Here is a 24,949-nt window from a genome sequence, read left to right as displayed (position 1 = left end):
GGGGCAGGATTGCCCGCTCTCTGCTCCGCCAGGAGGAAAGGCCTTGAAAGACCTACTGAATTTGCTGAAAAACCAGGGTCAAGTCGAAGAGTTCGACGCCATCCGTATCGGATTGGCCTCGCCTGAGATGATCCGCTCGTGGTCGTTCGGTGAAGTTAAAAAGCCGGAAACCATCAACTACCGTACGTTCAAACCCGAGCGTGACGGTCTGTTCTGCGCCAAGATCTTTGGCCCGGTAAAGGATTACGAGTGCCTGTGCGGTAAGTACAAGCGCTTGAAGCACCGTGGTGTGATCTGCGAGAAGTGCGGCGTTGAAGTTGCGCTGGCCAAGGTTCGTCGTGAGCGCATGGCGCACATCGAACTGGCTTCGCCGGTTGCCCACATCTGGTTCCTGAAATCGCTGCCGTCCCGTATCGGCCTGCTGATGGACATGACCCTGCGTGATATCGAACGCGTTCTCTACTTCGAGAGCTATGTCGTTATCGACCCGGGCATGACCACCCTTGAAAAGGGTCAGCTGCTGAACGACGAGCAGTACTTCGAAGCGCTGGAAGAATTCGGTGACGATTTCGACGCCCGTATGGGTGCCGAAGCTGTCCGCGAGCTGTTGCACGCTATCGACCTGGAGCACGAGATTGGCCGTCTGCGTGAAGAGATTCCGCAAACCAACTCCGAAACCAAGATCAAGAAGCTGTCCAAGCGTCTGAAGTTGATGGAAGCCTTCCAGGGTTCCGGCAACCTGCCAGAGTGGATGGTGCTGACCGTTCTGCCGGTTCTGCCGCCGGATCTGCGTCCACTGGTCCCGCTGGATGGCGGTCGTTTCGCGACTTCCGACCTCAACGATCTGTATCGTCGAGTGATCAACCGTAACAACCGTTTGAAGCGCCTGCTCGATCTGTCCGCTCCGGACATCATCGTGCGCAACGAAAAGCGTATGTTGCAGGAAGCTGTCGATGCACTGCTCGACAACGGTCGTCGTGGCCGCGCTATCACAGGCTCCAACAAGCGTCCTCTGAAATCCCTGGCTGACATGATCAAGGGTAAGCAAGGTCGTTTCCGTCAGAACTTGCTCGGTAAGCGTGTTGACTACTCCGGTCGTTCGGTAATTACCGTAGGCCCGACCCTGCGTCTGCACCAGTGCGGTCTGCCGAAGAAGATGGCTCTCGAGCTGTTCAAGCCGTTCATTTTCGGCAAGCTGGAAATGCGTGGTCTGGCGACCACCATCAAAGCCGCCAAGAAAATGGTCGAGCGCGAGCTGCCAGAGGTTTGGGACGTTCTCGCTGAAGTGATTCGCGAACACCCGGTTCTTCTCAACCGTGCACCGACCCTTCACCGTCTGGGTATCCAGGCGTTTGAACCGGTACTGATCGAAGGTAAGGCTATCCAGCTGCACCCTCTGGTCTGCGCCGCGTACAACGCCGACTTCGACGGCGACCAAATGGCCGTGCACGTACCGCTGACGCTGGAAGCCCAGCTCGAAGCGCGTGCGTTGATGATGTCGACCAACAACATTCTGTCGCCAGCCAACGGTGAGCCAATCATCGTTCCGTCGCAGGACGTTGTATTGGGTCTGTACTACATGACTCGTGAAGCGATCAACGCCAAGGGCGAAGGTCGTGTGTTCGCGGATCTGCAGGAAGTTGACCGTGTGTTCCGTGCCGGCGAAGCCGCACTGCACGCCAAGATCAAGGTTCGTATCAACGAAACCGTGAACGATCGTGACGGCAACAGCGTGAACAACACCCGTATCGTCGACACCACTGTCGGTCGTGCGCTGCTGTTCCAGGTTGTGCCAAAAGGTCTGTCGTTCGACGTCGTCAACCTGCCGATGAAGAAAAAGGCGATCTCCAAGCTGATCAACCAGTGCTACCGCGTGGTTGGTCTGAAAGAGACCGTGATCTTCGCTGACCAGTTGATGTACACCGGTTTTGCCTACTCGACCATTTCCGGCGTTTCCATCGGTGTTAACGACTTCGTTATTCCGGATGAAAAAGCCCGCATCATCGGTGCCGCCACCGACGAAGTGAAAGAGATCGAGAGTCAGTACGCGTCCGGCCTGGTAACCCAGGGCGAGAAGTACAACAAAGTGATCGACCTTTGGTCGAAAGCGAACGACGAAGTCTCCAAGGCGATGATGGCCAACCTCTCGAAAGAGAAAGTCATCGACCGTCACGGCGACGAAGTCGAGCAAGAATCTTTCAACTCGATGTACATGATGGCCGACTCGGGTGCGCGGGGTTCCGCAGCACAGATTCGTCAGCTGGCCGGTATGCGTGGTCTGATGGCCAAGCCGGACGGTTCCATCATTGAAACGCCGATTACTGCGAACTTCCGTGAAGGTCTGAGCGTACTCCAGTACTTCATCTCGACTCACGGTGCTCGTAAAGGTCTGGCGGATACCGCGTTGAAAACTGCGAACTCCGGTTACCTGACTCGTCGTCTGGTAGACGTAGCGCAGGATCTGGTTGTGACCGAGATCGATTGCGGCACCGAACACGGTCTGCTGATGACTCCGCACATTGAAGGCGGTGACGTTGTAGAGCCGTTGGGTGAGCGCGTATTGGGTCGTGTCATTGCCCGTGACGTATTCAAGCCGGGTACCGAGGACGTCATCGTTCCTGCTGGCACCCTGGTAGACGAGAAGTGGGTCGAGTTCATCGAGCTGAACAGCATCGACGAAGTGATCGTGCGTTCGCCGATCAGTTGCGAAACCCGCTATGGCATTTGCGCCAAGTGCTACGGCCGTGACCTGGCTCGTGGTCACCAGGTGAACATCGGTGAAGCGGTCGGCGTTATCGCTGCCCAGTCCATCGGTGAGCCGGGTACCCAGCTGACGATGCGTACGTTCCACATCGGTGGTGCGGCAAGCCGTACTTCCGCAGCCGACAGCGTTCAGGTGAAGAATGGCGGTACCGTCCGTCTGCACAACCTGAAACACGTTGAGCGCGTGGATGGCAACCTGGTTGCTGTGTCCCGTTCCGGTGAGCTGGCAATCGCTGATGACTTCGGTCGTGAGCGCGAGCGTTACAAGCTGCCGTACGGTGCCGTGATTTCGGTTAAAGAGGGTGACAAGGTCGACGCCGGCGCTATCGTGGCCAAGTGGGATCCGCACACTCACCCGATCGTTACCGAAATGAAAGGTACCGTGACCTACGTAGGCATGGAAGAAGGCATCACGATCAAGCGTCAGACTGACGAATTGACCGGTATGACCAACATTGAAGTACTCGATGCCAAAGACCGTCCGGCTGCCGGCAAGGACATCCGTCCTGCGGTGAAGATGGTTGATGACAACGGCAAGGATCTGTTGCTGCCAGGCACTGACGTTATCGCTCAGTACTTCCTGCCAGCCAACGCCCTGGTCGGTGTTGCGGACGGTGCGAAGATTGCGATCGGTGATGTTATCGCTCGTATCCCGCAAGAAACTTCGAAAACCCGTGACATCACCGGTGGTCTGCCGCGTGTTGCCGACCTGTTCGAAGCCCGTCGTCCGAAAGAGGCGTCGATTTTGGCTGAAGTCAGCGGCACCATCGCGTTCGGTAAAGAGACCAAAGGCAAGCGCCGTCTGGTCATTACCCCGAACGACGGTAGCGATCCGTACGAAGAGCTGATTCCGAAGTGGCGTCACCTGAACGTGTTCGAAGGCGAACAGGTAAACCGCGGCGAAGTTATCTCCGACGGTCCGAGCGATCCGCACGACATCCTGCGTCTGCTGGGTGTGAGCGCGCTGGCCAAGTACATCGTCAACGAGATCCAGGACGTTTACCGTCTGCAAGGCGTGAAGATCAACGACAAGCACATCGAGACCATCCTGCGTCAGATGCTGCGTAAAGTTGAGATCTCCGAGTCCGGCGATTCCAGCTTCATCAAGGGCGACCAGATGGAACTGACTCACGTTCTGGTAGAGAACGAGCGTTTGAACGCGGAAGACAAGTTTGTCTCCAAGTTCACCCGCGTTCTGCTGGGTATCACCAAGGCGTCGTTGTCGACCGAATCGTTCATCTCGGCGGCTTCCTTCCAGGAAACCACCCGCGTACTGACCGAAGCGGCCGTAACCGGCAAGCGCGATTACCTGCGCGGCCTGAAAGAAAACGTGGTCGTGGGTCGTCTGATCCCGGCCGGTACCGGTCTGGCTTATCACAGCGAGCGCAAGCGTCGTCGTGATGCAGACAAGCCGTTGCGCGTAAGCGCCAGTGAAGTGGAAGCTGCACTGACCGAAGCGCTGAACTCGAGCGGTAACTGAGTTCTGCGAAAAATGAGCTGAGGCCCTGATCAAGCCGTTCATCGAATCGAGACAATTTGTCGAGGTTCGACGAGCGGGGAGGTCGGGGCCTTGCCTTGACTGGGGGCAAGATCCTCTTTAGACTCTTGATCCCCTAAATTTGGCGGGAATTCGTTCCTGCCATTTTGCTTTTCTTGCAAGACAATAGCGTCGCAAGACAACAGTGGAGCTAGTAGATGGCAACTATCAACCAGCTGGTACGTCAGCCGCGTAAGCGTATCGTCGAGAAATCCGACGTGCCTGCGCTGCAGAACTGCCCGCAACGTCGTGGCGTGTGCACCCGTGTGTACACCACTACGCCGAAAAAACCTAACTCGGCACTGCGTAAAGTATGCCGTGTGCGTCTGACCAACGGTTTCGAGGTTTCCTCGTACATCGGTGGTGAAGGCCACAACCTGCAAGAGCACAGCGTGGTACTGATCCGCGGCGGTCGTGTAAAAGACTTGCCAGGTGTTCGTTACCACACCGTTCGCGGCTCCTTGGATACTTCCGGCGTTAAAGGTCGTAACCAGGGTCGTTCGAAGTACGGTACCAAGCGTCCGAAGTAATCGGCCGTTTTGCAGATTTTCATTTTATTGAGTCGATAAGAGTAAGGTCGGGCGCGCATCCACTGGATCTGTCCCGAGCTAACCTGAAGACCGTTTGAGGGCTTATCAATGCCAAGACGTCGCGTAGCAGCAAAGCGTGAGATTCTGGACGATCCGAAATACGGAAGCCAAATCCTCGCCAAATTCATGAACCACGTTATGGAAAGCGGCAAGAAAGCCGTTGCCGAGCGTATCGTTTATGGTGCCCTGGAAACCGTTGCGGCTCGCAAGACCGGCACCGATCCCCTGGAACTCTTCGAAAAAGCACTCGACGCCATCGCTCCGCTGGTCGAAGTGAAGTCGCGCCGCGTTGGTGGTGCTACTTACCAGGTTCCGGTCGAGGTTCGTCCGTCCCGTCGTAACGCTCTGGCAATGCGCTGGTTGGTAGACTTCGCCCGCAAGCGCGGCGAGAAGTCTATGGCTCTGCGCTTGGCTGGCGAGCTGCTGGATGCTGCTGAAGGTAAAGGTGCTGCTGTTAAGAAGCGTGAAGACGTGCACCGTATGGCCGAAGCTAACAAAGCTTTCTCGCACTACCGCTTCTAATTTTAGCTTCACTAATTTTGCGAGGGCTTTATGGCTCGTACTACTCCGATTAGTCGCTACCGTAACATCGGTATCGTCGCTCACGTGGATGCTGGTAAAACCACCACCACCGAGCGCGTCCTTTTTTACACTGGCAAAAGTCACAAAATGGGCGAGGTGCATGACGGCGCCGCGACCACAGACTGGATGGTTCAGGAGCAGGAGCGTGGTATTACCATTACTTCTGCTGCCATTACCGCCTTCTGGAAAGGTTCCGAGAAGCAGTACCCGCACGAGCATCGCTTCAACGTAATCGATACCCCGGGCCACGTAGACTTCACCATTGAAGTAGAACGTTCCCTGCGCGTACTCGACGGCGCTGTCGTTGTGTTCTGCGGTACTTCGGGTGTTGAGCCTCAGTCGGAAACCGTATGGCGTCAGGCCAACAAATACGGCGTTCCACGTCTTGTTTACGTAAACAAGATGGACCGTGCTGGTGCCAACTTCCTGCGCGTGATCGGTCAGATCAAACAGCGTCTGGGTCACACTCCGGTGCCGATCCAGCTGGCTATCGGTTCGGAAGACAACTTCCAGGGCCAGATCGACCTGATCAACATGCAAGCTGTCTACTGGAACGACTCTGACAAGGGCATGGTTCCAGTTCGCAAGGAAATCCCTGCGGACATGCTCGAGTTGGCTGAAGAGTGGCGCAACAACATGGTTGAAGCCGCCGCCGAAGCCAGCGAAGACCTGATGAACAAGTACCTGGAAGGTGAAGAGCTGTCGATCGCTGAGATCAAGGCTGCTTTGCGTGCACGTACTATCGCCGGCGAAATCGTTCTGGCTGTTTGCGGTTCTTCGTTCAAGAACAAGGGCGTTCCCCTGGTTCTCGACGCCGTTATCGACTTCCTGCCTGCTCCGACCGACATTCCTGCTATCAAGGGTTCCAACCCTGATAACGAGGAAGAAGAGATGGAGCGTCATGCAAGTGACGACGAGCCGTTCGCGGCCTTGGCGTTCAAGATCGCTACCGACCCATTCGTGGGTACCTTGACCTTCGTCCGCGTTTACTCGGGCGTGTTGAACTCCGGCGACGGCGTGATCAACTCGGTTAAAGGCAAGAAAGAGCGCGTGGGTCGTATGGTGCAAATGCACGCAAACGCCCGTGAAGAGATCAAGGAAGTACGCGCTGGCGACATCGCGGCCCTGATCGGCATGAAGGACGTCACCACTGGTGAAACCCTCTGCAACGCTGACAAGCCAATCATCCTGGTTCGCATGGACTTCCCGGAGCCGGTTATTTCGGTTGCCGTAGAGCCTAAGACCAAGGATGACCAGGAAAAAATGGGTATCGCTCTGGGCAAACTTGCTCAGGAAGACCCGTCTTTCCGCGTTAAAACTGATGAAGAGACTGGTCAAACGATCATCTCCGGCATGGGCGAGCTGCACCTGGACATCCTGGTTGACCGGATGCGCCGTGAGTTCAACGTCGAAGCCAACATCGGCAAGCCACAGGTTTCGTACCGTGAGCGCATCACGAAGAACTGCGAAATCGAAGGCAAGTTCGTTCGTCAGTCCGGCGGTCGTGGCCAGTTCGGTCATTGCTGGATTCGCTTTGCTCCTGCTGACGAAGGTCAGGAAGGTCTGCAATTCCTGAACGAAGTAGTGGGTGGTGTGGTTCCTAAGGAATACATCCCGGCTATCCAGAAGGGTATCGAAGAGCAGATGAAGAACGGCGTTGTTGCCGGCTATCCGCTGATCGGCCTGAAGGCTACCGTGTTCGATGGTTCTTACCACGACGTCGACTCCAACGAGATGGCGTTTAAAGTGGCTGCTTCCATGGCGACCAAGCAACTGGCCCAGAAGGGCGGTGGTGAGTTGCTCGAGCCGATCATGGCGGTAGAGGTTGTTACGCCTGAAGACTATATGGGTGATGTGATGGGCGACCTTAACCGTCGTCGCGGCATGATCCAGGGTATGGAAGACACAGTGTCCGGCAAGGTTATCCGTGCCGAAGTTCCACTGGGTGAGATGTTCGGTTATGCGACCGACGTTCGTTCCATGTCCCAGGGTCGCGCAAGCTACTCTATGGAATTCAAAAAATACGATACGGCTCCGTCGCACATCGTCGAATCCGTTACCAAAAAACAAGGCTGATTCAGCCCCTTTAGGCTAGGAGTTAATTGTCGTGGCTAAAGAAAAATTTGATCGTTCCCTACCGCACGTAAACGTTGGCACCATCGGCCACGTTGACCACGGTAAAACCACTCTGACCGCTGCTCTGACTCGCGTCTGCTCCGAAGTTTTCGGTTCGGCCGTAGTTGAATTCGACAAGATCGACAGCGCTCCAGAAGAAAAAGCTCGCGGTATCACCATCAACACCGCGCACGTTGAGTACAACTCGAACATTCGTCACTACGCTCACGTTGACTGCCCAGGTCACGCTGACTACGTGAAGAACATGATCACTGGTGCTGCGCAGATGGACGGCGCGATCCTGGTTTGCTCGGCCGCTGATGGTCCGATGCCACAAACCCGTGAGCACATCCTGCTGTCCCGTCAGGTAGGCGTTCCGTACATCGTGGTTTTCCTGAACAAGGCTGACCTGGTAGACGACGCTGAGCTGTTGGAACTGGTTGAGATGGAAGTTCGCGACCTGCTGTCCACCTACGACTTCCCAGGCGACGACACTCCGATCATCATCGGTTCGGCTCGTATGGCGCTGGAAGGCAAAGACGACAACGAAATGGGCACCACTGCTGTTAAGAAGCTGGTGGAAACTCTGGACAGCTACATCCCAGAGCCAGAGCGTGCTATCGACAAGCCATTCCTGATGCCAATCGAAGACGTGTTCTCGATCTCGGGTCGCGGTACTGTTGTAACTGGTCGTATCGAGCGCGGTATCGTTCGCGTTCAAGACGCCCTGGAAATCGTTGGTCTGCGTGACACCACCACCACCACCTGCACCGGTGTTGAGATGTTCCGCAAGCTGCTGGACGAAGGTCGTGCTGGCGAGAACTGCGGCGTTCTGCTTCGTGGCACCAAGCGTGACGACGTTGAGCGTGGTCAGGTTCTGGTTAAGCCGGGTTCGGTTAAGCCGCACACCAAGTTCACCGCAGAAGTTTACGTTCTGAGCAAGGAAGAAGGCGGCCGTCACACTCCGTTCTTCAAAGGCTACCGTCCACAGTTCTACTTCCGTACTACTGACGTGACTGGTAACTGCGAGCTGCCAGAAGGCGTTGAAATGGTAATGCCAGGTGACAACATTCAGATGACTGTTACCCTGATCAAAACCATCGCGATGGAAGACGGTCTGCGTTTCGCAATCCGTGAAGGCGGCCGTACCGTTGGTGCTGGCGTCGTAGCTAAAATCATCGAGTGATCTCTTTATTGAGTCAGCTTTGATGAGTTGAAAAAGCCCCCGCTTAGCGGGGGCTTTTTTATTGGGTTGACACCTATCTGGGGCGTCTATAGAATTGCGCCTCCTTTTAACGGGCGTATTGCGCCCGGTGGGAATAGCAGCCGGAGTCTGAAATCCAATGCAAAATCAGCAAATCCGTATCAGGTTGAAGGCTTTTGACCATCGCCTGATCGACCAATCAACCCAGGAAATCGTGGAAACCGCGAAACGTACTGGTGCTCAAGTGCGTGGTCCAATTCCACTGCCTACCCGTAAAGAGCGGTTCACCGTTCTGGTTTCCCCGCACGTCAACAAAGACGCGCGTGACCAGTACGAGATCCGCACTCATAAGCGCGTTCTGGACATCGTCCAGCCAACGGATAAAACCGTTGATGCACTTATGAAGCTTGATCTTGCGGCCGGTGTGGAAGTGCAGATCAGCCTCGGCTAAGACTCGGTCTTGGTCGTGTAACGCTCTGAAATGGGCGGCCATAGCGGGTGAAAGCCCCGTACACTCATGAGGTTTACAACATGACTATTGGTGTAGTCGGTCGTAAAGCGGGTATGACCCGTATTTTCACCGAAGAAGGTGTCTCCATTCCGGTCACGGTCATTGAGATCGAGCCGAATCGCGTCACCCAGTTCAAAACTGAAGAAACCGATGGCTATCGTGCAGTGCAAGTCACTGTCGGCGAGCGTCGTGCTTCCCGTGTTACAGCTGCTCAAGCTGGCCACTTCGCCAAGGCGAACGTTGCCGCTGGTCGTACCGTAATGGAATTCCGTCTTGAAGAAGGCGAGTACCAGGCCGGCGATCTGATCAACGCTGAAATCTTCGCTGCTGGTCAACTGGTTGATGTGACCGGTCAGTCCAAAGGTAAAGGCTTCCAGGGTACGATCAAGCGTTGGAACTTCCGCGGGCAAGATAACACCCACGGTAACTCCGTATCCCACCGCGTCCCAGGCTCTATCGGCCAGTGCCAGACTCCTGGTCGTGTATTCAAGGGCAAAAAAATGTCCGGTCATATGGGCGCTGAGCGCGTGACCGTGCAGTCCCTGGAAGTAGTGCGCGTGGACGCTGAACGCAATCTGTTGTTGGTCAAGGGCGCTGTACCTGGCGCTACTGGCGGCAACCTGGTTGTACGTCCGGCAGCCAAGGCTCGCGGTTAAGGGGAAGCTGACATGCAATTAAATGTAAATGACGCTCAAGCGATCGAAGTTTCCGAACTGACATTTGGCGGCGAGTTCAACGAGACGCTGGTTCACCAAGCAGTCGTGGCCTACATGGCTGGCGGCCGTCAAGGTAGCAAGCAGCAGAAGACCCGTTCCGACGTTCGTGGTGGCGGCAAGCGCCCATGGCGTCAGAAAGGTACTGGCCGTGCTCGTGCCGGTACTATCCGCAGCCCAATCTGGCGCGGCGGCGGCACCACCTTCGCAGCTCGTCCACAGGATCACTCCCAGAAGCTGAACAAGAAGATGTACCGCGCAGCAATGCGCTCCATCCTTGCTGAGCTGGTGCGTACTGATCGTCTGGTCGTGGTTCAGGATTTCGCAGTTGAAACTCCGAAAACCAAAGACCTGCTGGGCAAACTGAACAACATGAGCCTGACCGACGTTCTGATCGTGTCGGACGCTGTTGATCAGAACCTGTACCTGGCTGCTCGTAACCTGCCACACGTTGATGTACGTGACGTGCAAGGTTCCGATCCAGTTAGTCTGATCGCATACGACAAGGTGTTGATCACCGTGTCGGCCGTGAAGAAATTCGAGGAGCTGCTGGGATGAACCAGGAACGCGTATTTAAAGTTCTGCTTGGCCCGCACGTTTCCGAGAAGGCTACGGTTCTGGCAGACAAGAAAGGCCAGTTCGTTTTCAAGGTTGCTACTGACGCAACCAAGCTGGAAATCAAGAAGGCCGTCGAAAGCCTGTTCAGCGTGAAAGTTGAGCGTGTTACTACCCTGAATGTTCTGGGTAAGAGCAAGCGCACCGCTCGCGGTCTGGGCAAGCGTAATGACTGGAAGAAGGCAGTTATCTCCCTTCAGCCAGGCCAAGATCTCGATTTCAGCAGCAGTGCTGAGTAAGGAAGGGGTGCATCATGGCAATCGTTAAATGCAAACCGACTTCCCCTGGCCGCCGTTTTGTGGTCAAGGTGGTCAACCAGGAGCTGCATAAAGGCGCTCCTCACGCACCGCTGCTCGAGAAGAAGTCGAAGTCTGGTGGTCGTAACAACAATGGCCGTATTACCACTCGTCACATCGGTGGTGGTCATAAGCAGCATTATCGTCTGGTCGACTTCCGTCGTAACGACAAAGATGGCATCGCTGCCACTGTCGAGCGTATCGAATACGATCCAAACCGTACTGCTCACATCGCTCTGCTGCTGTACGCAGATGGCGAGCGTCGCTACATCATCGCCCCTAAAGGCGTGAGCGCTGGCGACCAGCTGATCGCAGGTGCTTTGGCGCCGATCAAGCCGGGCAACGCTCTGCAGCTGCGCAACATTCCAGTTGGTAGCACCGTACACGGCATCGAACTGAAGCCAGGTAAAGGCGCGCAAATCGCTCGTTCCGCTGGTGCTTCGGCTCAGCTGATCGCTCGTGAAGGCGTTTACGTGACCCTGCGTCTGCGTTCCGGTGAAATGCGTAAAGTACTGGCTGAATGCCGTGCGACCCTGGGCGAAGTCTCGAACTCCGAGCACAGCCTGCGTTCGCTGGGTAAAGCTGGTGCCAAGCGCTGGCGTGGCGTTCGCCCAACCGTTCGTGGTGTTGCCATGAACCCGGTTGACCACCCACATGGTGGTGGTGAAGGTCGTACCTCTGGTGGTCGTCATCCGGTATCGCCATGGGGCTTCCCGACTAAGGGCGCGAAGACTCGTGGTAATAAGCGTACCGACAAAATGATCGTCCGTCGTCGCAAGTAAATAGAGGGATACGACAGTGCCACGTTCTCTGAAAAAAGGTCCTTTTATTGATCTTCACCTACTGAAGAAGATCGAAGTGGCGGCGGAAAAGAACGATCGCAAACCAATTAAGACTTGGTCGCGTCGTTCGATGATCCTGCCACAAATGGTCGGTCTGACCATCGCAGTACACAACGGTCGTCAGCACGTCCCAGTTCTCGTTAACGAAGACATGGTCGGCCACAAACTGGGCGAGTTCGCCGGTACCCGCAACTATCGCGGGCACGTGGCAGACAAGAAAGCCAAGCGTTAAGGGGTAAGGAAATGGAAGTAGCCGCTAAGTTGTCGGGCGCTCGAATCTCCGCCCAGAAAGCCCGCTTGGTCGCCGACCAGATCCGCGGGAAGAAGGTGGGCGAAGCGCTCAACCTGTTGGCTTTCAGCAGTAAGAAAGCCGCCGAGATCATGAAAAAAGTGCTGGAGTCGGCCGTAGCCAACGCCGAGCATAACGAAGGCGCAGACGTTGATGACCTGAAGGTCAGCACCGTTTTCGTCAACGAAGGGCGTTCGCTGAAGCGCATCATGCCACGTGCCAAAGGCCGTGCTGATCGCATCGTCAAGCGGTCTTGCCATATCACTGTCAAGGTTGCTGACAAGTAACGGAGTCGAAGAGATGGGTCAGAAAGTACATCCCATTGGCATTCGCCTGGGAATCGTCAAGGAGCACACCTCCGTCTGGTACGCAGACGGTCGGACTTATGCGGACTACTTGTTCGCTGATCTGAAGGTGCGTGAATACCTCCAAGACAAACTAAAAAGCGCGTCCGTAAGCCGTATCGATATCCATCGTCCGGCCCAAACTGCACGCATCACCATCCACACCGCTCGTCCAGGTATCGTTATCGGGAAGAAAGGTGAAGATGTTGAGAAACTGCGTCAGGACCTGACCAAGCAAATGGGTGTGCCTGTGCACATCAATATCGAAGAGATCCGCAAGCCGGAGCTCGACGGTATGCTGGTTGCGCAGAGCGTAGCTCAGCAGCTGGAGCGTCGTGTAATGTTCCGTCGCGCCATGAAGCGCGCTGTACAGAACGCCATGCGCATTGGTGCCAAAGGCATCAAAATCCAAGTGAGCGGTCGTCTCGGCGGTGCTGAAATCGCACGTACTGAATGGTATCGCGAAGGTCGTGTGCCACTGCACACCCTGCGTGCCGACATCGACTATGCCAACTACGAAGCTCACACCACTTACGGTGTGATCGGTGTAAAGGTTTGGATCTTCAAAGGCGAAGTAATTGGTGGTCGCCAAGAAGAGCTGAAACCACAAGCACCAGCGCCTCGTAAAAAAGCTGCTAAGTAAGGGGTACGCCAAATGTTGCAACCTAAGCGTACGAAGTTCCGCAAGCAGATGACCGGCCACAACCGTGGTCTGGCACTGCGCGGTAGCAAAGTCAGCTTCGGCGAGTTCGCGCTGAAGTCTGTAGCTCGTGGTCGTCTCACCGCTCGTCAGATCGAGTCAGCGCGTCGTGCTCTGACCCGTCACGTAAAACGTGGCGGCAAGATCTGGATCCGTGTATTCCCGGACAAGCCGATCTCCAAGAAGCCTCTCGAGGTTCGTATGGGTAAAGGTAAGGGTAACGTGGAGTACTGGGTTGCCCAGATTCAGCCAGGCAAAGTCCTGTATGAAATCGAGGGTGTTTCTGAAGAGCTGGCGCGTGAGGCTTTCGCCCTGGCTGCTGCAAAGCTGCCGCTCGCCACCTCCTTTGTTAAACGGACGGTGATGTGATGAAAGCGAATGAACTTCGTGAAAAATCCGCACAGCAGCTGAACGAGCAACTGCTCGGCTTGCTGCGCGACCAGTTCAATCTGCGCATGCAGAAAGCAACTGGCCAGTTGGGGCAGTCTCATCTGCTCTCGCAAGTTAAGCGTGACATCGCTCGCGTGAAGACTGTGCTCAACCAGCAGGCAGGTAAGTGATCATGGCTGAAGCCGAAAAAACTGTCCGTACGCTGACTGGCCGTGTTGTCAGCGACAAGATGGACAAAACCATCACCGTTCTGATCGAGCGTCGCGTTAAGCACCCGATCTACGGTAAATACGTTAAGCGTTCGACTAAGCTGCACGCGCACGACGAAACCAATCAGTGCCACATCGGCGACAAAGTCACTATTCGTGAAACTCGTCCGATGGCCAAGACCAAGTCTTGGGCGCTGGTTGATGTTCTCGAACGCGCTGTGGAAGTCTAAGGGCTAGGGGTCGGAGAAATTATATGATTCAGACTCAATCCATGCTCGATGTGGCCGATAACAGCGGCGCTCGCCGCGTTATGTGCATCAAGGTGCTGGGTGGCTCCCATCGTCGTTACGCTGGTATCGGTGACATCATCAAAGTTACCGTGAAGGAAGCAATTCCTCGCGGTAAGGTGAAAAAAGGCCAAGTGATGACTGCAGTTGTAGTCCGCACTCGTCACGGCGTACGTCGTGCTGATGGCTCCATTATCCGCTTTGATGGCAACGCTGCTGTTCTTCTGAACAACAAGCAAGAGCCGATCGGCACCCGTATCTTTGGGCCAGTGACCCGTGAACTTCGTACTGAGAAGTTCATGAAGATCGTCTCGCTCGCCCCAGAAGTGCTGTAAGGAGATCCGACATGCAAAAGATTCGTCGTGACGACGAGATCATCGTGATCGCCGGCAAAGACAAAGGTAAGCGCGGTAAGGTGCTGAAGGTTCTTGCTGACAACCGTCTGGTTGTTGGTGGTCTGAACCTGGTCAAGCGTCATACCAAGCCTAACCCGATGTCGGGCGTACAGGGCGGTATCGTCGAGAAAGAAGCGCCATTGCACGCTTCCAACGTCGCCATCTTCAACGGCGAAACCAACAAGGCTGACCGCGTTGGTTTCAAAGTAGAAGACGGTAAGAAAATTCGTGTCTTCAAGTCGACCCAAAAAGCGGTTGATGCTTGAACACTGCTAGGTAGAAGACCATGGCACGACTAAAAGAGATTTACCGGAAGGAAATCGCTCCGAAACTTAAGGAAGAACTTAAGCTTTCGAACGTGATGGAAGTTCCGCGCGTTACCAAAATCACCCTGAACATGGGTCTGGGCGAAGCGATCGGCGACAAAAAAGTCATCGAGCACGCTGTTGCTGACCTGGAAAAGATCACCGGCCAGAAAGTCGTTGTGACCTACGCTCGCAAATCCATCGCTGGCTTTAAAGTCCGTGAAGGTTGGCCGATCGGCGTCAAAGTGACCCTGCGCCGTGAGCGTATGTACGAGTTCCTGGATCGTCTGCTGTCGATCTCCCTGCCTCGGGTTCGCGACTTCCGCGGCCTGAATGCCAAGTCCTTCGATGGTCGTGGCAACTACAGCATGGGCGTGAAAGAGCAGATCATCTTCCCGGAAATCGACTACGACAAGATCGATGCTCTCCGCGGTCTGGACATTACCCTGACCACCACTGCCAAGAACGATGATGAAGGCCGCGCTCTGCTGCGTGCTTTCAAATTCCCGTTCCGCAACTGATTGGAGTAGGAAAATGGCCAAGAAGAGCATGAAAAACCGTGAGCTGAAGCGTCAGCTCACCGTTGCCAAGTACGCCGTCAAGCGTGCAGCGCTGAAAGCTATCATCGTCGATCTGAACGCAAGTCCAGAAGCGCGTTGGGAAGCTACCGTAGCTCTGCAGAAGCAGCCGCGTGACGCAAGCGCTTCGCGCATGCGTAACCGTTGCCGCCTGACCGGTCGTCCGCACGGCGTTTACCGCAAGTTCGGCCTGGGCCGTAACAAACTGCGTGAAGCGGCAATGCGTGGTGACGTTCCAGGTCTGGTTAAAGCCAGCTGGTAATTGCTGTCAAAGCCTTGATGGTCGGGGTCGCAAGAACCTGACCATCGGTGGCCTTGAACTTGAATCAAGCCCCTTTTGGGGCTTGATTCATTTCTGGGGTGTGTCTAGAATGACCGGCTCGCCTGAGCCCGTGTTTTTTACGCCCGGAATTTCTCGGCGACAAGTAGTAGCCGCAAGGCTAATTTTTCTGTATTAGGAGCGTCTAGCCCATGAGTATGCAGGACCCGTTAGCGGACATGCTAACTCGAATCCGTAATGCCCAGATGGCTGAAAAGTCCGTCGTAAGCATGCCGTCTTCCACGTTGAAGGTGGCTGTAGCAAAAGTCCTGAAGGACGAAGGTTACATCGCGGGTTATCAGATCAGCAGCGAAACCAAACCACTGCTGTCCATCGAGCTGAAATACTTCGAAGGCCGTCCGGTCATCGAGGAAGTGAAGCGCGTTAGCCGTCCAGGCCTGCGTCAGTACAAGTCCGTCGAAGAACTGCCAAAAGTACGTGGCGGTCTCGGTGTGTCTATCGTCTCCACCAACAAAGGTGTGATGACTGATCGTGCTGCGCGCGCTGCCGGTGTCGGCGGCGAAGTTCTTTGCACTGTGTTCTAAGGGGGATAAGCATGTCTCGCGTCGCTAAGAACCCCGTTAAGCTGCCAGCCGGTGTCGAAGTAAAATTCGCAGGCCAACAGCTTTCGGTGAAGGGTGCCAAGGGTACTCTTGAACTGAACGTCCATTCGTCCGTTGAGGTCGTTGAAGAAGCCGGTGAGCTGCGTTTTGCTGCTCGCAATGGCGATCAACAGACTCGCGCAATGGCCGGTACCACTCGTGCGTTGGTAAACAACATGGTCCAGGGCGTAAGCCAAGGCTTCGAGCGCAAGCTCCAGCTGGTCGGTGTTGGTTACAAAGCGCAAGCAAAAGGTCAGGTGCTGAACCTGGCTCTTGGCTTCTCGCACCCAGTGGATTACGAACTGCCGGAAGGCATCACCGCTGAGACTCCTAGCCAGACCGATATCCTGATCAAGGGCATCGATAAGCAGCTGGTAGGTCAAGTGGCCGCCGAGATCCGCGACTTCCGTCCACCAGAGCCGTACAAAGGCAAAGGTGTGCGCTACGCGGACGAAGTCGTCCGTCGTAAAGAAGCCAAGAAGAAGTAGGGCATAGCAAATGACCGACAAAAAAGTTACTCGACTGCGTCGCGCTCGCAAAGCACGCCTGAAAATGCACGAACTCGAAGTCGTGCGTCTCTGCGTGTTCCGCTCTTCGCAGCACATCTACGCCCAGGTCATTTCGGCCGACGGCAACAAAGTCCTGGCAAGCGCCTCGACTTTGGATAAAGAACTGCGTGATGGCGCCACTGGCAACATCGACGCGGCCACTAAGGTTGGCCAGCTGGTCGCTACGCGTGCTAAGGCCGCTGGCGTCTCGCAGGTGGCTTTCGACCGCTCTGGCTTCAAGTACCACGGCCGCGTTAAAGCGCTGGCTGATGCTGCTCGTGAAGCTGGGCTGGAGTTCTAAGTTATGTCAAATAACGACCAAAAGCGCGACGAAGGCTACATCGAGAAGCTGGTTCAAGTTAACCGCGTAGCCAAAACCGTTAAAGGCGGCCGTATCTTCACTTTCACCGCGTTGACCGTGGTTGGTGATGGTAAAGGGCGTGTTGGCTTCGGCCGTGGCAAGTCGCGTGAAGTGCCTGCTGCGATCCAGAAGGCAATGGAAGCTGCTCGCCGCAACATGATCCAGGTTGATCTGAACGGCACCACTCTGCAGTACGCAATGAAGTCCGCCCACGGCGCTTCGAAGGTGTACATGCAGCCTGCTTCTGAAGGTACCGGTATCATCGCTGGCGGCGCTATGCGTGCTGTCCTCGAAGTTGCTGGCGTTCAGAACGTTCTGGCCAAGTGCTACGGCTCGACTAACCCTGTAAACGTGGTTCACGCCACTTTCAAGGGTCTGAAGGCTATGCAGTCTCCTGAGTCCATCGCTGCCAAGCGTGGCCTGCCTGTTGAGGGGATCAAGTAATCATGGCTACCGTTAAAGTTACGCTGATCAAAAGCATGACCGGCCGCATCCCTAACCACAAACTGTGCGTTAAGGGTCTGGGTCTGCGTCGCATCGGTCACACTGTAGAAGTCCAGGATACTCCCGAGAATCGCGGGATGATCAACAAGGCTTACTACATGCTGCGTGTCGAGGGTTAATCGATGAAACTCAATGATCTGAGTCCAGCGCCGGGTTCCCGTCGCGAAAAGCATCGTCCGGGCCGTGGTATCGGTAGTGGTTTGGGTAAGACTGGTGGCCGTGGTCACAAAGGTCAGACTTCCCGCTCCGGTGGCACCATTGCTCCAGGCTTTGAAGGCGGTCAACAGCCGCTGCATCGTCGCCTGCCGAAGTTCGGTTTCGTTTCCCTGAAGGCCATGGATCGCGCAGAAGTGCGTCTGTCCGAGCTGGCTAAAGTGGAAGGCGACATCGTCACCGTGCAGTCCCTGAAAGATGCCAACGTGATCAACGTCAACGTACAGCGTGTGAAAATCATGCTGTCCGGTGAAGTGACTCGCGCTGTCACTATCGGCAAGGGAATCGGCGCCACCAAAGGTGCGCGTGCGGCTATCGAAGCAGCTGGCGGCAAGTTCGAGGAATAAATGGCTAAGCAAGGTGCTCTCTCTGCGCTCGGCAAAGGCGGTATGTCTGAACTTTGGGCTCGTCTGCGTTTTCTGTTCCTGGCGATTATCGTCTACCGAATAGGCGCACACATCCCGGTTCCAGGTATCAACCCGGACCGACTCGCAGACCTGTTTCGACAGAATGAGGGGACCATTCTTAGCTTGTTCAACATGTTTTCCGGCGGCGCGCTGGAGCGGATGAGCATCTTTGCACTGGGGATCATGCCGTACATTTCGGCATCGATCATCATGCAGCTGATGACCGCCGTCAGCCCGCAGCTGGAGCAGTTGAAGAAGGAAGGTGAAGCTGGCCGTCGCAAGATCAGCCAGTACACCCGCTACGGCACCGTCGTCCTCGCTCTCGTTCAGGCCATTGGCATGTCCATTGGTCTGGCGGGGCAGGGCGTTGCGTTCACTGGTGACTTTGGCTTCCATTTCGTCGCGGTTTCCACGTTTGTGGCTGGCGCGATGTTCATGATGTGGCTGGGTGAGCAGATTACTGAGCGTGGTGTAGGCAACGGTATCTCGATGTTGATTTTTTCGGGTATCGTCGCCGGTCTTCCGAGAGCAATCGGGCAGTCTTTCGAGTCTGCGCGTCAGGGCGATATCAACATCTTTGCCTTGGTTGCCATCGGTTTGCTGGCAGTAGCGATTATCGGTTTCGTGGTGTTCATTGAGCGTGGTCAGCGTCGTATCGCTGTTCACTACGCCAAGCGTCAGCAGGGCCGCAAGGTTTTTGCTGCGCAGACAAGCCACTTGCCGCTGAAGGTGAACATGGCCGGTGTTATTCCGGCTATTTTCGCGAGCAGCATTTTGCTGTTCCCGGCTTCGTTGGGTGCCTGGTTCGGTCAGTCTGAAGGTATGGGCTGGTTGCAGGACATCTCGCAGTCGATCGCTCCTGGTCAGCCGTTGAATATTCTGCTGTTTAGTGCAGGGATTATTTTCTTCTGCTTCTTCTATACGGCGTTGATGTTCAATCCGAAAGACGTAGCGGAAAACCTGAAGAAGTCCGGTGCCTTTATTCCGGGCATCCGTCCAGGTGAGCAGTCCGCGCGCTATATTGATGGCGTTTTGACTCGCTTGACCATGTTCGGTGCTCTTTACATGACGGCCGTGTGCTTGTTGCCCCAGTTCCTGGTGGTTGCAGCAAACGTTCCGTTCTACCTTGGCGGGACCTCGTTGCTGATCGTGGTCGTGGTTGTGATGGACTTCATGTCCCAAGTACAATCGCACCTCGTTTCGCACCAGTACGAATCCCTGATGAAGAAAGCCAACCTGAAGGGTTACGGCAGCGGCATGTTGCGCTGAGTACCCATAAGGTTCGAGGAGTTGGTGATGAAAGTTCGTGCATCGGTGAAAAAGCTGTGCCGTAACTGCAAGATTATTCGCCGCGAAGGTGTTGTTCGAGTAATTTGCAGCGCGGAACCGCGTCACAAACAGCGCCAAGGCTGAGTGTGATTGTGCTTCAAGCCCGGTAGCTAGTGCGCTACCGGGTTGATTATTTGTTATTACAGCGATATTATCTCGCGCCCTATTTCTTGGCTTCCGGGGCGTAGGTAGCTGTCAATTGGAGTCCCACTGAATGGCCCGTATTGCAGGCGTTAACATTCCAGATAACAAGCATACTGTTATCTCGCTGACCTACATCTATGGTGTCGGTCGCACTACTGCACAGAAGATCTGTGCAGAGACTGGGGTAAACCCAGCCGCAAAGATCAAGGATCTGAGCGACGAGCAGATTGAACAGCTGCGTGGCGAAGTGGCGAAGTTCACCACTGAAGGTGACCTGCGTCGCGAAATCAACATGAAAATCAAGCGCTTGATGGACCTCGGTTGCTATCGCGGTCTGCGTCATCGTCGTGGTCTGCCAGTACGCGGTCAGCGTACCAAGACCAACGCGCGTACCCGTAAAGGTCCGCGTAAGCCGATCCGCAAGTAATCGCCCCAGCGAATCGACAGGAATTTAATCATGGCAAAACCTGCTGCTCGTCCTCGTAAAAAAGTTAAAAAGACAGTGGTTGATGGCATCGCCCACATCCATGCCTCTTTTAACAACACCATCGTGACCATCACCGACCGTCAAGGTAACGCTCTTTCCTGGGCTACCTCCGGTGGTTCGGGTTTCCGCGGTTCCCGCAAGTCCACCCCGTTCGCTGCTCAAGTAGCTGCTGAGCGTGCTGGTCAAGCTGCGCTGGAATACGGCCTGAAAAACCTCGACGTGAACGTCAAGGGTCCAGGTCCAGGTCGTGAATCCGCAGTCCGCGCTTTGAACGGCTGTGGCTACAAGATCGCCAGCATCACCGACGTGACGCCAATCCCGCACAACGGGTGCCGTCCGCCGAAGAAGCGCCGCGTGTAATCCAGGAGATTGTAAAGAATGGCTCGTTACATTGGTCCAAAATGCAAACTCGCTCGTCGCGAAGGCACCGATCTCTTCCTGAAGAGCGGCGTGCGCGCGATCGAATCGAAGTGCAACATTGAAGCAGCACCTGGTATCCACGGCCAACGCCGCGGTCGCCAGTCCGACTACGGCACCCAACTGCGTGAAAAGCAGAAGGTCCGTCGTATCTACGGCGTTCTCGAGCGTCAGTTCAGCGGCTACTACAAACAAGCTGCTGGCAAGAAAGGTGCAACCGGTGAAAACCTGCTGCAACTGCTCGAATGCCGTCTGGACAACGTTGTATACCGTATGGGCTTCGGTTCGACTCGTGCCGAATCCCGTCAGCTGGTATCGCACAAGTCGATCAGCGTTAACGGTCAGACCGTAAACGTTCCGTCCTACCAGGTTCGTGCTGGTGACGTGGTTGCTGTTCGCGAGAAGGCAAAGAACCAACTTCGCATTGTCCAAGCTCTCGAGCTGTGCGCCCAACGTGGTCGCGTAGAATGGGTAGAGGTAGATGCTGAGAAGAAGTCGGGCGTTTTCAAGAACGTTCCTGCTCGCAGTGATCTGTCCGCCGACATCAACGAAAGCCTGATTGTCGAGCTCTACTCCAAGTAAGTAAGGGCTAGAAAATAGGTGCATCCATGCAGATTTCGGTAAATGAGTTCCTGACACCCCGCCACATTGATGTGCAGGTTGTCAGTCCAACCCGCGCCAAGATCACTCTCGAGCCTCTCGAGCGTGGTTTTGGCCACACCCTGGGCAACGCGCTGCGCCGCATCCTGTTGTCCTCAATGCCCGGCTGCGCAGTAGTCGAGGCCGAGATTGACGGTGTGCTCCACGAGTACAGCGCCATCGAAGGTGTACAGGAAGACGTAATTGAAATCCTGTTGAACCTTAAAGGTCTGGCCATCAAGCTGCACGGTCGTGACGAAGTTACGCTGACCTTGTCGAAGAAGGGTTCGGGGGTGGTTACCGCTGCCGATATTCAGCTGGATCATGATGTCGAGATCGTTAATCCCGATCACGTAATCGCTAACCTGGCGTCTAACGGCGCCCTGAACATGAAGCTCACCGTAGCTCGTGGTCGTGGTTATGAACCAGCCGACTCGCGTCAGAGCGATGAAGATGAAAGCCGCAGCATCGGTCGCTTGCAGCTTGACTCTTCGTTCAGCCCGGTTCGCCGTATCGCATACGTGGTGGAAAACGCCCGTGTCGAGCAGCGCACCAACCTGGACAAGCTGGTTATTGATCTGGAAACCAACGGTACCCTGGATCCTGAAGAGGCTATACGTCGTGCTGCAACCATCCTGCAACAGCAGTTGGCTGCGTTCGTCGACCTCAAGGGTGACAGTGAGCCAGTGGTTGTCGAGCAGGAAGACGAGATCGATCCGATCCTGCTTCGCCCGGTTGACGATCTGGAACTGACTGTACGTTCGGCTAACTGCCTTAAGGCGGAAAACATCTACTACATCGGCGACCTGATTCAGCGTACCGAAGTAGAGCTGTTGAAGACTCCGAACCTGGGCAAGAAATCCTTGACCGAAATCAAGGACGTTCTGGCCTCCCGCGGTCTGTCCCTCGGCATGCGCCTCGACAACTGGCCGCCTGCAAGTCTTAAGAAGGACGACAAGGCGACTGCCTGATCGTCGTAATCACCGAACGTAGTGTTTGGTAAGGAATGAACCATGCGTCATCGTAAAAGTGGGCGTCACCTGAGCCGCACCAGCTCGCACCGCAAGGCCATGTTCCAAAACATGGCGGTGTCGCTGTTCGAGCACGAGCTGATCAAAACTACTCTGCCAAAAGCCAAAGAACTGCGCCGCGTTGCCGAGCCGCTGATCACTCTGGCCAAGACAGACAGCGTTGCTAACCGTCGTCTGGCTTTCGACCGTACTCGTTCGAAAGCTATCGTTGGTAAGCTCTTCAACGACCTGGGCAAGCGTTACGCTACCCGTGAGGGTGGCTACCTGCGCATCCTCAAGTGCGGTTTCCGCGCTGGCGACAACGCGCCTATGGCGTACGTCGAACTGGTTGATCGTGCTGTCGGCGGTGAAGCTGTATCCGCTGAGTAAGACATCAGTCTGAAACAAGGAACCGGGCCTAGTGCCCGGTTTTTTGTGCCTCAAAGAAAAGCGCGCTTCGTACAAGTGTCATTCCTGTTTGTGTCTGCACTATGTGCTTGGTTTGATCATTAGTTATTTTCTATTGATGTCTGCAAGTTAATGAATTTGTAGCTGTCATATTGATGGTCAATACTTCCCAGCAAGCCGATTAGCCGGCAGTTCCAGACCGATAAAGGAAGAAGATCGCATGAGCCAGAACAAGACGCTTACGACCGCCAGTGGCGCACCTGTCGCCGATAACCAGAACTCTCGCTCCGCCGGCCCTCGCGGTCCGTTGCTGCTCGACGATTTCCACTTGATCGAGAAGCTCGCTCACTTCAACCGTGAAAACATTCCTGAGCGCCGAGTACATGCCAAGGGTTCGGGCGCCTACGGGACGTTCACCGTTACCCGTGACATTACGCAGTACACCAGCGCCAAACTGTTCTCTGCCGTCGGCAAGCAAACCCCGACCTTTCTGCGTTTTTCAACGGTAGGTGGCGAGCGTGGCTCGGCCGATACTGAACGCGACCCGCGTGGCTTTGCTCTCAAGTTCTACACCGAAGAAGGCAACTGGGACATCGTTGGCAACAACACGCCTGTGTTTTTCATCCGTGATCCGCTGAAATTCCCTGACTTTATCCACACCCAGAAGCGCCTGCCGCAGAGCAACCTGAAAAGCGCGCAGATGATGTGGGACTTCTGGTCGCATTCGCCTGAAGCGCTGCACCAGGTCACGATCCTGTTCTCCGATCGCGGCATTCCGGACGGCTATCGCCACATGCACGGTTTCGGCAGCCACACCTACAGCCTGATCAGCGCTCAAGGCGAGCGTCACTGGGTGAAGTGGCACTACAAGACCAAGCAAGGGATCAAGAACCTCGCGCCGGCAGACGCGGCACGTCTGGCGGGCACAGATCCCGATTACGCTCAGCGCGATCTGTTCGAAGCCATCGAGCGTGGTGACTTCCCGAAATGGAGCGTGTGTATCCAGATCATGACCGAGGCTCAGGCCTCAGCGCACTACGAGAACCCGTTCGACGTGACCAAGACCTGGTCGCAGAAGGAGTTTCCACTGATCGAAGTGGGTGAGCTGGAGCTGAACCGTAATCCGCTCAACTATTTTGCCGAAGTCGAGCAAGCCGCATTCGGCCCAAGCAACATGGTGCCTGGAGTGGGTCTGTCGCCGGATCGCATGCTGCAAGGTCGTGTATTCGCCTATGCCGATGCCCACCGCTACCGTGTAGGCACCAACCACCAGCAACTGCCGGTGAACGCCCCGCGCAGCCCGGTGAATACTTACCAGCGTGACGGTTCGATGGCATTCGGCAGTAACGGTGGAGCCGCGCCGAACTACGAGCCGAACAGCTACGTAGAGTCGCCGAAACAAGCGCCGCACTATGCCGAGCCTGCACTGGCTCTGAACGGCGCGGCCGATCGCTACGATCACCGTGAAGACACTGATTACTACAGCCACGCCGGTGCGCTGTTCCGCTTGATGAGCGACGAGCAGAAAGCGTTGCTGGTCAGCAATATCGCCGGCGCGATGGCGGGTGTTTCCAGTGATGTGGTCGACCGTCAGTTGCAGCATTTCTACAAGGCTGATCCGGCGTACGGAGACGCAATCGCAAAGCTGCTCAACGTACAGCTTAACGAAGTCTAAACAAGAAGCAGAACCGCCCTCATTTGGGCGGTTTTTGCGTTATTTAGCCTGCTTTTCTCAGAATATCTTCGCTTTTATTGCGCGAAGTGAGTGACCTTCCAGTCAGGTTGGTTCAAACTACAGACTTTCAAGCAGGGAGATGTAGGGCGATGCAAGGCCACCCAGACGTTATCGATTACCTCAACACGTTGCTGACCGGCGAACTGGCCGCGCGTGACCAATATTTCGTTCACTCGCGGATGTATGAGGACTGGGGATTCACCAAGCTCTACGAACGAATCAACCACGAGATGGAAGAAGAGGCCGGTCATGCCGACGCGCTCATGCGCCGGATTCTGATGCTCGAAGGTACTCCGCGCATGCGGCCGGATGACCTGGACGTCGGCACCACAGTGCCGGAGATGCTCGAAGCAGACCTGCGCCTTGAGTACAAAGTACGCGCTGCGTTGTGTAAAGGCATCGAGCTGTGCGAACAGCACAACGACTATGTCAGCCGCGAGATCCTGCGAGTTCAACTCAACGACACCGAAGAAGATCACACTTACTGGCTTGAAAAGCAGCTGGGCCTGATCAAGCTCATCGGTATCCAGAACTACCTGCAGTCCCACGCGTCCTGATTGC

The 24,949-nt window shown here is 55.5% G+C and carries 35 protein-coding genes; all 35 read left to right on the top strand.

Translation table 11 applies throughout. The annotated features are described in order from the left end of the window. Positions 1 to 43: 43 nt before the first annotated feature. The 35 genes from rpoC to bfr all read left to right on the top strand — a co-directional run bounded on the left by rpoC (position 44) and on the right by bfr (position 24,945). Complete coding sequence (gene rpoC / locus IHQ43_RS26185; RefSeq protein WP_007957594.1) at positions 44 to 4,243, top strand: DNA-directed RNA polymerase subunit beta'; 4,200 nt, start codon at positions 44 to 46, stop codon at positions 4,241 to 4,243. Positions 4,244 to 4,458: 215 nt separating this feature from the next. Beyond that, positions 4,459 to 4,830, top strand: a complete 372-nt coding sequence (gene rpsL / locus IHQ43_RS26180) for a 30S ribosomal protein S12 (RefSeq protein WP_003186084.1) — start codon at positions 4,459 to 4,461, stop codon at positions 4,828 to 4,830. Between the two features lie 108 nt (positions 4,831 to 4,938). Beyond that, the gene (rpsG, locus tag IHQ43_RS26175) at positions 4,939 to 5,412 is read left to right on the top strand and encodes a 30S ribosomal protein S7 (RefSeq protein WP_007957592.1); all 474 of its coding nucleotides are present in this window, start codon (positions 4,939 to 4,941) and stop codon (positions 5,410 to 5,412) included. Between the two features lie 30 nt (positions 5,413 to 5,442). Then, positions 5,443 to 7,548 carry an elongation factor G gene (gene fusA, locus IHQ43_RS26170; protein ID WP_192562584.1) on the top strand — a complete coding sequence of 702 codons (2,106 nt, stop codon included), beginning with the start codon at positions 5,443 to 5,445 and terminating at the stop codon, positions 7,546 to 7,548. Positions 7,549 to 7,579: 31 nt separating this feature from the next. Next, positions 7,580 to 8,773 (top strand): elongation factor Tu, encoded by a 1,194-nt coding sequence (gene tuf / locus IHQ43_RS26165; RefSeq protein ID WP_010220303.1) that lies wholly within the window; start codon positions 7,580 to 7,582, stop codon positions 8,771 to 8,773. A 157-nt stretch (positions 8,774 to 8,930) separates the two neighbouring features. After that, the gene (rpsJ, locus tag IHQ43_RS26160) at positions 8,931 to 9,242 is read left to right on the top strand and encodes a 30S ribosomal protein S10 (protein WP_003186070.1); all 312 of its coding nucleotides are present in this window, start codon (positions 8,931 to 8,933) and stop codon (positions 9,240 to 9,242) included. Positions 9,243 to 9,322: 80 nt separating this feature from the next. Beyond that, positions 9,323 to 9,958, top strand: a complete 636-nt coding sequence (rplC, locus tag IHQ43_RS26155; RefSeq protein ID WP_007955641.1) for a 50S ribosomal protein L3 — start codon at positions 9,323 to 9,325, stop codon at positions 9,956 to 9,958. 12 nt (positions 9,959 to 9,970) lie between these two features. Next, positions 9,971 to 10,573, top strand: coding sequence for a 50S ribosomal protein L4 (gene rplD / locus IHQ43_RS26150; protein ID WP_003228735.1), 603 nt, complete (start codon positions 9,971 to 9,973; stop codon positions 10,571 to 10,573). Continuing rightward, entirely contained in the window at positions 10,570 to 10,869 is a 300-nt protein-coding gene (gene rplW / locus IHQ43_RS26145; protein ID WP_002555488.1) for a 50S ribosomal protein L23, read from the top strand. The genes rplD and rplW overlap by 4 nt, the downstream gene beginning before the upstream one ends. A gap of 14 nt (positions 10,870 to 10,883) precedes the next feature. After that, complete coding sequence (rplB, locus tag IHQ43_RS26140; protein ID WP_003186055.1) at positions 10,884 to 11,708, top strand: 50S ribosomal protein L2; 825 nt, start codon at positions 10,884 to 10,886, stop codon at positions 11,706 to 11,708. 16 nt (positions 11,709 to 11,724) lie between these two features. Further along, the gene (gene rpsS, locus IHQ43_RS26135) at positions 11,725 to 12,000 is read left to right on the top strand and encodes a 30S ribosomal protein S19 (protein WP_011336172.1); all 276 of its coding nucleotides are present in this window, start codon (positions 11,725 to 11,727) and stop codon (positions 11,998 to 12,000) included. An 11-nt stretch (positions 12,001 to 12,011) separates the two neighbouring features. Beyond that, a complete protein-coding gene (gene rplV / locus IHQ43_RS26130) occupies positions 12,012 to 12,344 on the top strand; it encodes a 50S ribosomal protein L22 (protein ID WP_003103908.1) in 333 nt (110 codons plus the stop codon). 13 nt (positions 12,345 to 12,357) lie between these two features. Beyond that, a complete protein-coding gene (gene rpsC, locus IHQ43_RS26125) occupies positions 12,358 to 13,044 on the top strand; it encodes a 30S ribosomal protein S3 (protein WP_003176422.1) in 687 nt (228 codons plus the stop codon). A gap of 12 nt (positions 13,045 to 13,056) precedes the next feature. Further along, positions 13,057 to 13,470, top strand: coding sequence for a 50S ribosomal protein L16 (gene rplP / locus IHQ43_RS26120; protein ID WP_003228729.1), 414 nt, complete (start codon positions 13,057 to 13,059; stop codon positions 13,468 to 13,470). Continuing rightward, the gene (gene rpmC / locus IHQ43_RS26115) at positions 13,470 to 13,661 is read left to right on the top strand and encodes a 50S ribosomal protein L29 (protein WP_002555481.1); all 192 of its coding nucleotides are present in this window, start codon (positions 13,470 to 13,472) and stop codon (positions 13,659 to 13,661) included. Before rplP ends, rpmC begins: the two co-directional genes overlap by 1 nt. Before the next feature lie 2 nt (positions 13,662 to 13,663). Further along, positions 13,664 to 13,930 carry a 30S ribosomal protein S17 gene (gene rpsQ, locus IHQ43_RS26110; RefSeq protein ID WP_003194644.1) on the top strand — a complete coding sequence of 89 codons (267 nt, stop codon included), beginning with the start codon at positions 13,664 to 13,666 and terminating at the stop codon, positions 13,928 to 13,930. A 23-nt stretch (positions 13,931 to 13,953) separates the two neighbouring features. Next, complete coding sequence (gene rplN / locus IHQ43_RS26105; protein ID WP_002555479.1) at positions 13,954 to 14,322, top strand: 50S ribosomal protein L14; 369 nt, start codon at positions 13,954 to 13,956, stop codon at positions 14,320 to 14,322. A gap of 11 nt (positions 14,323 to 14,333) precedes the next feature. After that, positions 14,334 to 14,648 carry a 50S ribosomal protein L24 gene (rplX, locus tag IHQ43_RS26100; RefSeq protein WP_003186046.1) on the top strand — a complete coding sequence of 105 codons (315 nt, stop codon included), beginning with the start codon at positions 14,334 to 14,336 and terminating at the stop codon, positions 14,646 to 14,648. A gap of 20 nt (positions 14,649 to 14,668) precedes the next feature. Further along, a complete protein-coding gene (rplE, locus tag IHQ43_RS26095) occupies positions 14,669 to 15,208 on the top strand; it encodes a 50S ribosomal protein L5 (protein ID WP_003210069.1) in 540 nt (179 codons plus the stop codon). A 13-nt stretch (positions 15,209 to 15,221) separates the two neighbouring features. Further along, on the top strand, positions 15,222 to 15,527 hold the full coding sequence (gene rpsN, locus IHQ43_RS26090; protein WP_007955639.1) for a 30S ribosomal protein S14: 306 nt from the start codon (positions 15,222 to 15,224) through the stop codon (positions 15,525 to 15,527). Between the two features lie 209 nt (positions 15,528 to 15,736). Continuing rightward, positions 15,737 to 16,129, top strand: coding sequence for a 30S ribosomal protein S8 (gene rpsH / locus IHQ43_RS26085; RefSeq protein ID WP_011336171.1), 393 nt, complete (start codon positions 15,737 to 15,739; stop codon positions 16,127 to 16,129). Between the two features lie 11 nt (positions 16,130 to 16,140). Beyond that, positions 16,141 to 16,674: a 50S ribosomal protein L6 gene (gene rplF / locus IHQ43_RS26080; RefSeq protein WP_011336170.1), complete on the top strand. Its 534-nt coding sequence runs from the start codon at positions 16,141 to 16,143 to the stop codon at positions 16,672 to 16,674. A 10-nt stretch (positions 16,675 to 16,684) separates the two neighbouring features. After that, positions 16,685 to 17,035, top strand: coding sequence for a 50S ribosomal protein L18 (rplR, locus tag IHQ43_RS26075; protein ID WP_003186037.1), 351 nt, complete (start codon positions 16,685 to 16,687; stop codon positions 17,033 to 17,035). Positions 17,036 to 17,038: 3 nt separating this feature from the next. After that, on the top strand, positions 17,039 to 17,539 hold the full coding sequence (gene rpsE / locus IHQ43_RS26070) for a 30S ribosomal protein S5 (RefSeq protein WP_192562583.1): 501 nt from the start codon (positions 17,039 to 17,041) through the stop codon (positions 17,537 to 17,539). A 2-nt stretch (positions 17,540 to 17,541) separates the two neighbouring features. Next, positions 17,542 to 17,718, top strand: coding sequence for a 50S ribosomal protein L30 (gene rpmD / locus IHQ43_RS26065; RefSeq protein ID WP_003176408.1), 177 nt, complete (start codon positions 17,542 to 17,544; stop codon positions 17,716 to 17,718). A 3-nt stretch (positions 17,719 to 17,721) separates the two neighbouring features. Continuing rightward, the gene (gene rplO, locus IHQ43_RS26060) at positions 17,722 to 18,159 is read left to right on the top strand and encodes a 50S ribosomal protein L15 (RefSeq protein WP_003228720.1); all 438 of its coding nucleotides are present in this window, start codon (positions 17,722 to 17,724) and stop codon (positions 18,157 to 18,159) included. Beyond that, positions 18,160 to 19,488, top strand: a complete 1,329-nt coding sequence (gene secY / locus IHQ43_RS26055; RefSeq protein WP_003228718.1) for a preprotein translocase subunit SecY — start codon at positions 18,160 to 18,162, stop codon at positions 19,486 to 19,488. 27 nt (positions 19,489 to 19,515) lie between these two features. After that, positions 19,516 to 19,632 (top strand): 50S ribosomal protein L36, encoded by a 117-nt coding sequence (rpmJ, locus tag IHQ43_RS26050; RefSeq protein WP_002555468.1) that lies wholly within the window; start codon positions 19,516 to 19,518, stop codon positions 19,630 to 19,632. A gap of 130 nt (positions 19,633 to 19,762) precedes the next feature. Beyond that, a complete protein-coding gene (rpsM, locus tag IHQ43_RS26045; RefSeq protein ID WP_009045849.1) occupies positions 19,763 to 20,119 on the top strand; it encodes a 30S ribosomal protein S13 in 357 nt (118 codons plus the stop codon). A 30-nt stretch (positions 20,120 to 20,149) separates the two neighbouring features. Next, positions 20,150 to 20,539 carry a 30S ribosomal protein S11 gene (rpsK, locus tag IHQ43_RS26040; protein WP_002555466.1) on the top strand — a complete coding sequence of 130 codons (390 nt, stop codon included), beginning with the start codon at positions 20,150 to 20,152 and terminating at the stop codon, positions 20,537 to 20,539. An 18-nt stretch (positions 20,540 to 20,557) separates the two neighbouring features. Next, positions 20,558 to 21,178: a 30S ribosomal protein S4 gene (rpsD, locus tag IHQ43_RS26035; protein ID WP_192562582.1), complete on the top strand. Its 621-nt coding sequence runs from the start codon at positions 20,558 to 20,560 to the stop codon at positions 21,176 to 21,178. A 26-nt stretch (positions 21,179 to 21,204) separates the two neighbouring features. Continuing rightward, positions 21,205 to 22,206, top strand: coding sequence for a DNA-directed RNA polymerase subunit alpha (locus IHQ43_RS26030; protein ID WP_003186012.1), 1,002 nt, complete (start codon positions 21,205 to 21,207; stop codon positions 22,204 to 22,206). A 42-nt stretch (positions 22,207 to 22,248) separates the two neighbouring features. Further along, positions 22,249 to 22,635: a 50S ribosomal protein L17 gene (gene rplQ, locus IHQ43_RS26025; RefSeq protein WP_007955635.1), complete on the top strand. Its 387-nt coding sequence runs from the start codon at positions 22,249 to 22,251 to the stop codon at positions 22,633 to 22,635. 238 nt (positions 22,636 to 22,873) lie between these two features. Then, positions 22,874 to 24,328 carry a catalase gene (locus tag IHQ43_RS26020; RefSeq protein WP_192562581.1) on the top strand — a complete coding sequence of 485 codons (1,455 nt, stop codon included), beginning with the start codon at positions 22,874 to 22,876 and terminating at the stop codon, positions 24,326 to 24,328. A 149-nt stretch (positions 24,329 to 24,477) separates the two neighbouring features. After that, positions 24,478 to 24,945, top strand: coding sequence for a bacterioferritin (gene bfr / locus IHQ43_RS26015; protein WP_192562580.1), 468 nt, complete (start codon positions 24,478 to 24,480; stop codon positions 24,943 to 24,945). Positions 24,946 to 24,949 lie beyond the last annotated feature (4 nt).

Origin of the sequence: Pseudomonas gozinkensis (assembly GCF_014863585.1) — a bacterium.
GTDB classification, from domain to species: Bacteria; Pseudomonadota; Gammaproteobacteria; order Pseudomonadales; family Pseudomonadaceae; genus Aquipseudomonas; species Aquipseudomonas gozinkensis.
This window is presented reverse-complemented; position numbering and strand designations above follow the sequence as displayed.

Bases quoted from the DNA above. Each gene is read 5' to 3' on its own strand.
- rpmJ (WP_002555468.1), top strand. From the start codon at position 19,516: ATGAAAGTTCGTGCATCGGTGAAAAAGCTGTGCCGTAACTGCAAGATT.
- rpsM (WP_009045849.1), top strand. From the start codon at position 19,763: ATGGCCCGTATTGCAGGCGTTAACATTCCAGATAACAAGCATACTGTT.
- rplR (WP_003186037.1), top strand. From the start codon at position 16,685: ATGACCGACAAAAAAGTTACTCGACTGCGTCGCGCTCGCAAAGCACGC.
- rpmD (WP_003176408.1), top strand. From the start codon at position 17,542: ATGGCTACCGTTAAAGTTACGCTGATCAAAAGCATGACCGGCCGCATC.
- rpsC (WP_003176422.1), top strand. From the start codon at position 12,358: ATGGGTCAGAAAGTACATCCCATTGGCATTCGCCTGGGAATCGTCAAG.
- rpsJ (WP_003186070.1), top strand. From the start codon at position 8,931: ATGCAAAATCAGCAAATCCGTATCAGGTTGAAGGCTTTTGACCATCGC.
- rplD (WP_003228735.1), top strand. From the start codon at position 9,971: ATGCAATTAAATGTAAATGACGCTCAAGCGATCGAAGTTTCCGAACTG.
- rplB (WP_003186055.1), top strand. From the start codon at position 10,884: ATGGCAATCGTTAAATGCAAACCGACTTCCCCTGGCCGCCGTTTTGTG.
- bfr (WP_192562580.1), top strand. From the start codon at position 24,478: ATGCAAGGCCACCCAGACGTTATCGATTACCTCAACACGTTGCTGACC.
- rplN (WP_002555479.1), top strand. From the start codon at position 13,954: ATGATTCAGACTCAATCCATGCTCGATGTGGCCGATAACAGCGGCGCT.
- rplC (WP_007955641.1), top strand. From the start codon at position 9,323: ATGACTATTGGTGTAGTCGGTCGTAAAGCGGGTATGACCCGTATTTTC.
- secY (WP_003228718.1), top strand. From the start codon at position 18,160: ATGGCTAAGCAAGGTGCTCTCTCTGCGCTCGGCAAAGGCGGTATGTCT.
- rplV (WP_003103908.1), top strand. From the start codon at position 12,012: ATGGAAGTAGCCGCTAAGTTGTCGGGCGCTCGAATCTCCGCCCAGAAA.
- rpsK (WP_002555466.1), top strand. From the start codon at position 20,150: ATGGCAAAACCTGCTGCTCGTCCTCGTAAAAAAGTTAAAAAGACAGTG.
- rplF (WP_011336170.1), top strand. From the start codon at position 16,141: ATGTCTCGCGTCGCTAAGAACCCCGTTAAGCTGCCAGCCGGTGTCGAA.
- IHQ43_RS26020 (WP_192562581.1), top strand. From the start codon at position 22,874: ATGAGCCAGAACAAGACGCTTACGACCGCCAGTGGCGCACCTGTCGCC.
- rpmC (WP_002555481.1), top strand. From the start codon at position 13,470: ATGAAAGCGAATGAACTTCGTGAAAAATCCGCACAGCAGCTGAACGAG.
- rplO (WP_003228720.1), top strand. From the start codon at position 17,722: ATGAAACTCAATGATCTGAGTCCAGCGCCGGGTTCCCGTCGCGAAAAG.
- rplX (WP_003186046.1), top strand. From the start codon at position 14,334: ATGCAAAAGATTCGTCGTGACGACGAGATCATCGTGATCGCCGGCAAA.
- rplE (WP_003210069.1), top strand. From the start codon at position 14,669: ATGGCACGACTAAAAGAGATTTACCGGAAGGAAATCGCTCCGAAACTT.
- rpsD (WP_192562582.1), top strand. From the start codon at position 20,558: ATGGCTCGTTACATTGGTCCAAAATGCAAACTCGCTCGTCGCGAAGGC.
- rpsE (WP_192562583.1), top strand. From the start codon at position 17,039: ATGTCAAATAACGACCAAAAGCGCGACGAAGGCTACATCGAGAAGCTG.
- rplW (WP_002555488.1), top strand. From the start codon at position 10,570: ATGAACCAGGAACGCGTATTTAAAGTTCTGCTTGGCCCGCACGTTTCC.
- rpsQ (WP_003194644.1), top strand. From the start codon at position 13,664: ATGGCTGAAGCCGAAAAAACTGTCCGTACGCTGACTGGCCGTGTTGTC.
- rpsN (WP_007955639.1), top strand. From the start codon at position 15,222: ATGGCCAAGAAGAGCATGAAAAACCGTGAGCTGAAGCGTCAGCTCACC.
- rplQ (WP_007955635.1), top strand. From the start codon at position 22,249: ATGCGTCATCGTAAAAGTGGGCGTCACCTGAGCCGCACCAGCTCGCAC.
- rpsG (WP_007957592.1), top strand. From the start codon at position 4,939: ATGCCAAGACGTCGCGTAGCAGCAAAGCGTGAGATTCTGGACGATCCG.
- rpsH (WP_011336171.1), top strand. From the start codon at position 15,737: ATGAGTATGCAGGACCCGTTAGCGGACATGCTAACTCGAATCCGTAAT.
- fusA (WP_192562584.1), top strand. From the start codon at position 5,443: ATGGCTCGTACTACTCCGATTAGTCGCTACCGTAACATCGGTATCGTC.
- rplP (WP_003228729.1), top strand. From the start codon at position 13,057: ATGTTGCAACCTAAGCGTACGAAGTTCCGCAAGCAGATGACCGGCCAC.
- rpsL (WP_003186084.1), top strand. From the start codon at position 4,459: ATGGCAACTATCAACCAGCTGGTACGTCAGCCGCGTAAGCGTATCGTC.
- IHQ43_RS26030 (WP_003186012.1), top strand. From the start codon at position 21,205: ATGCAGATTTCGGTAAATGAGTTCCTGACACCCCGCCACATTGATGTG.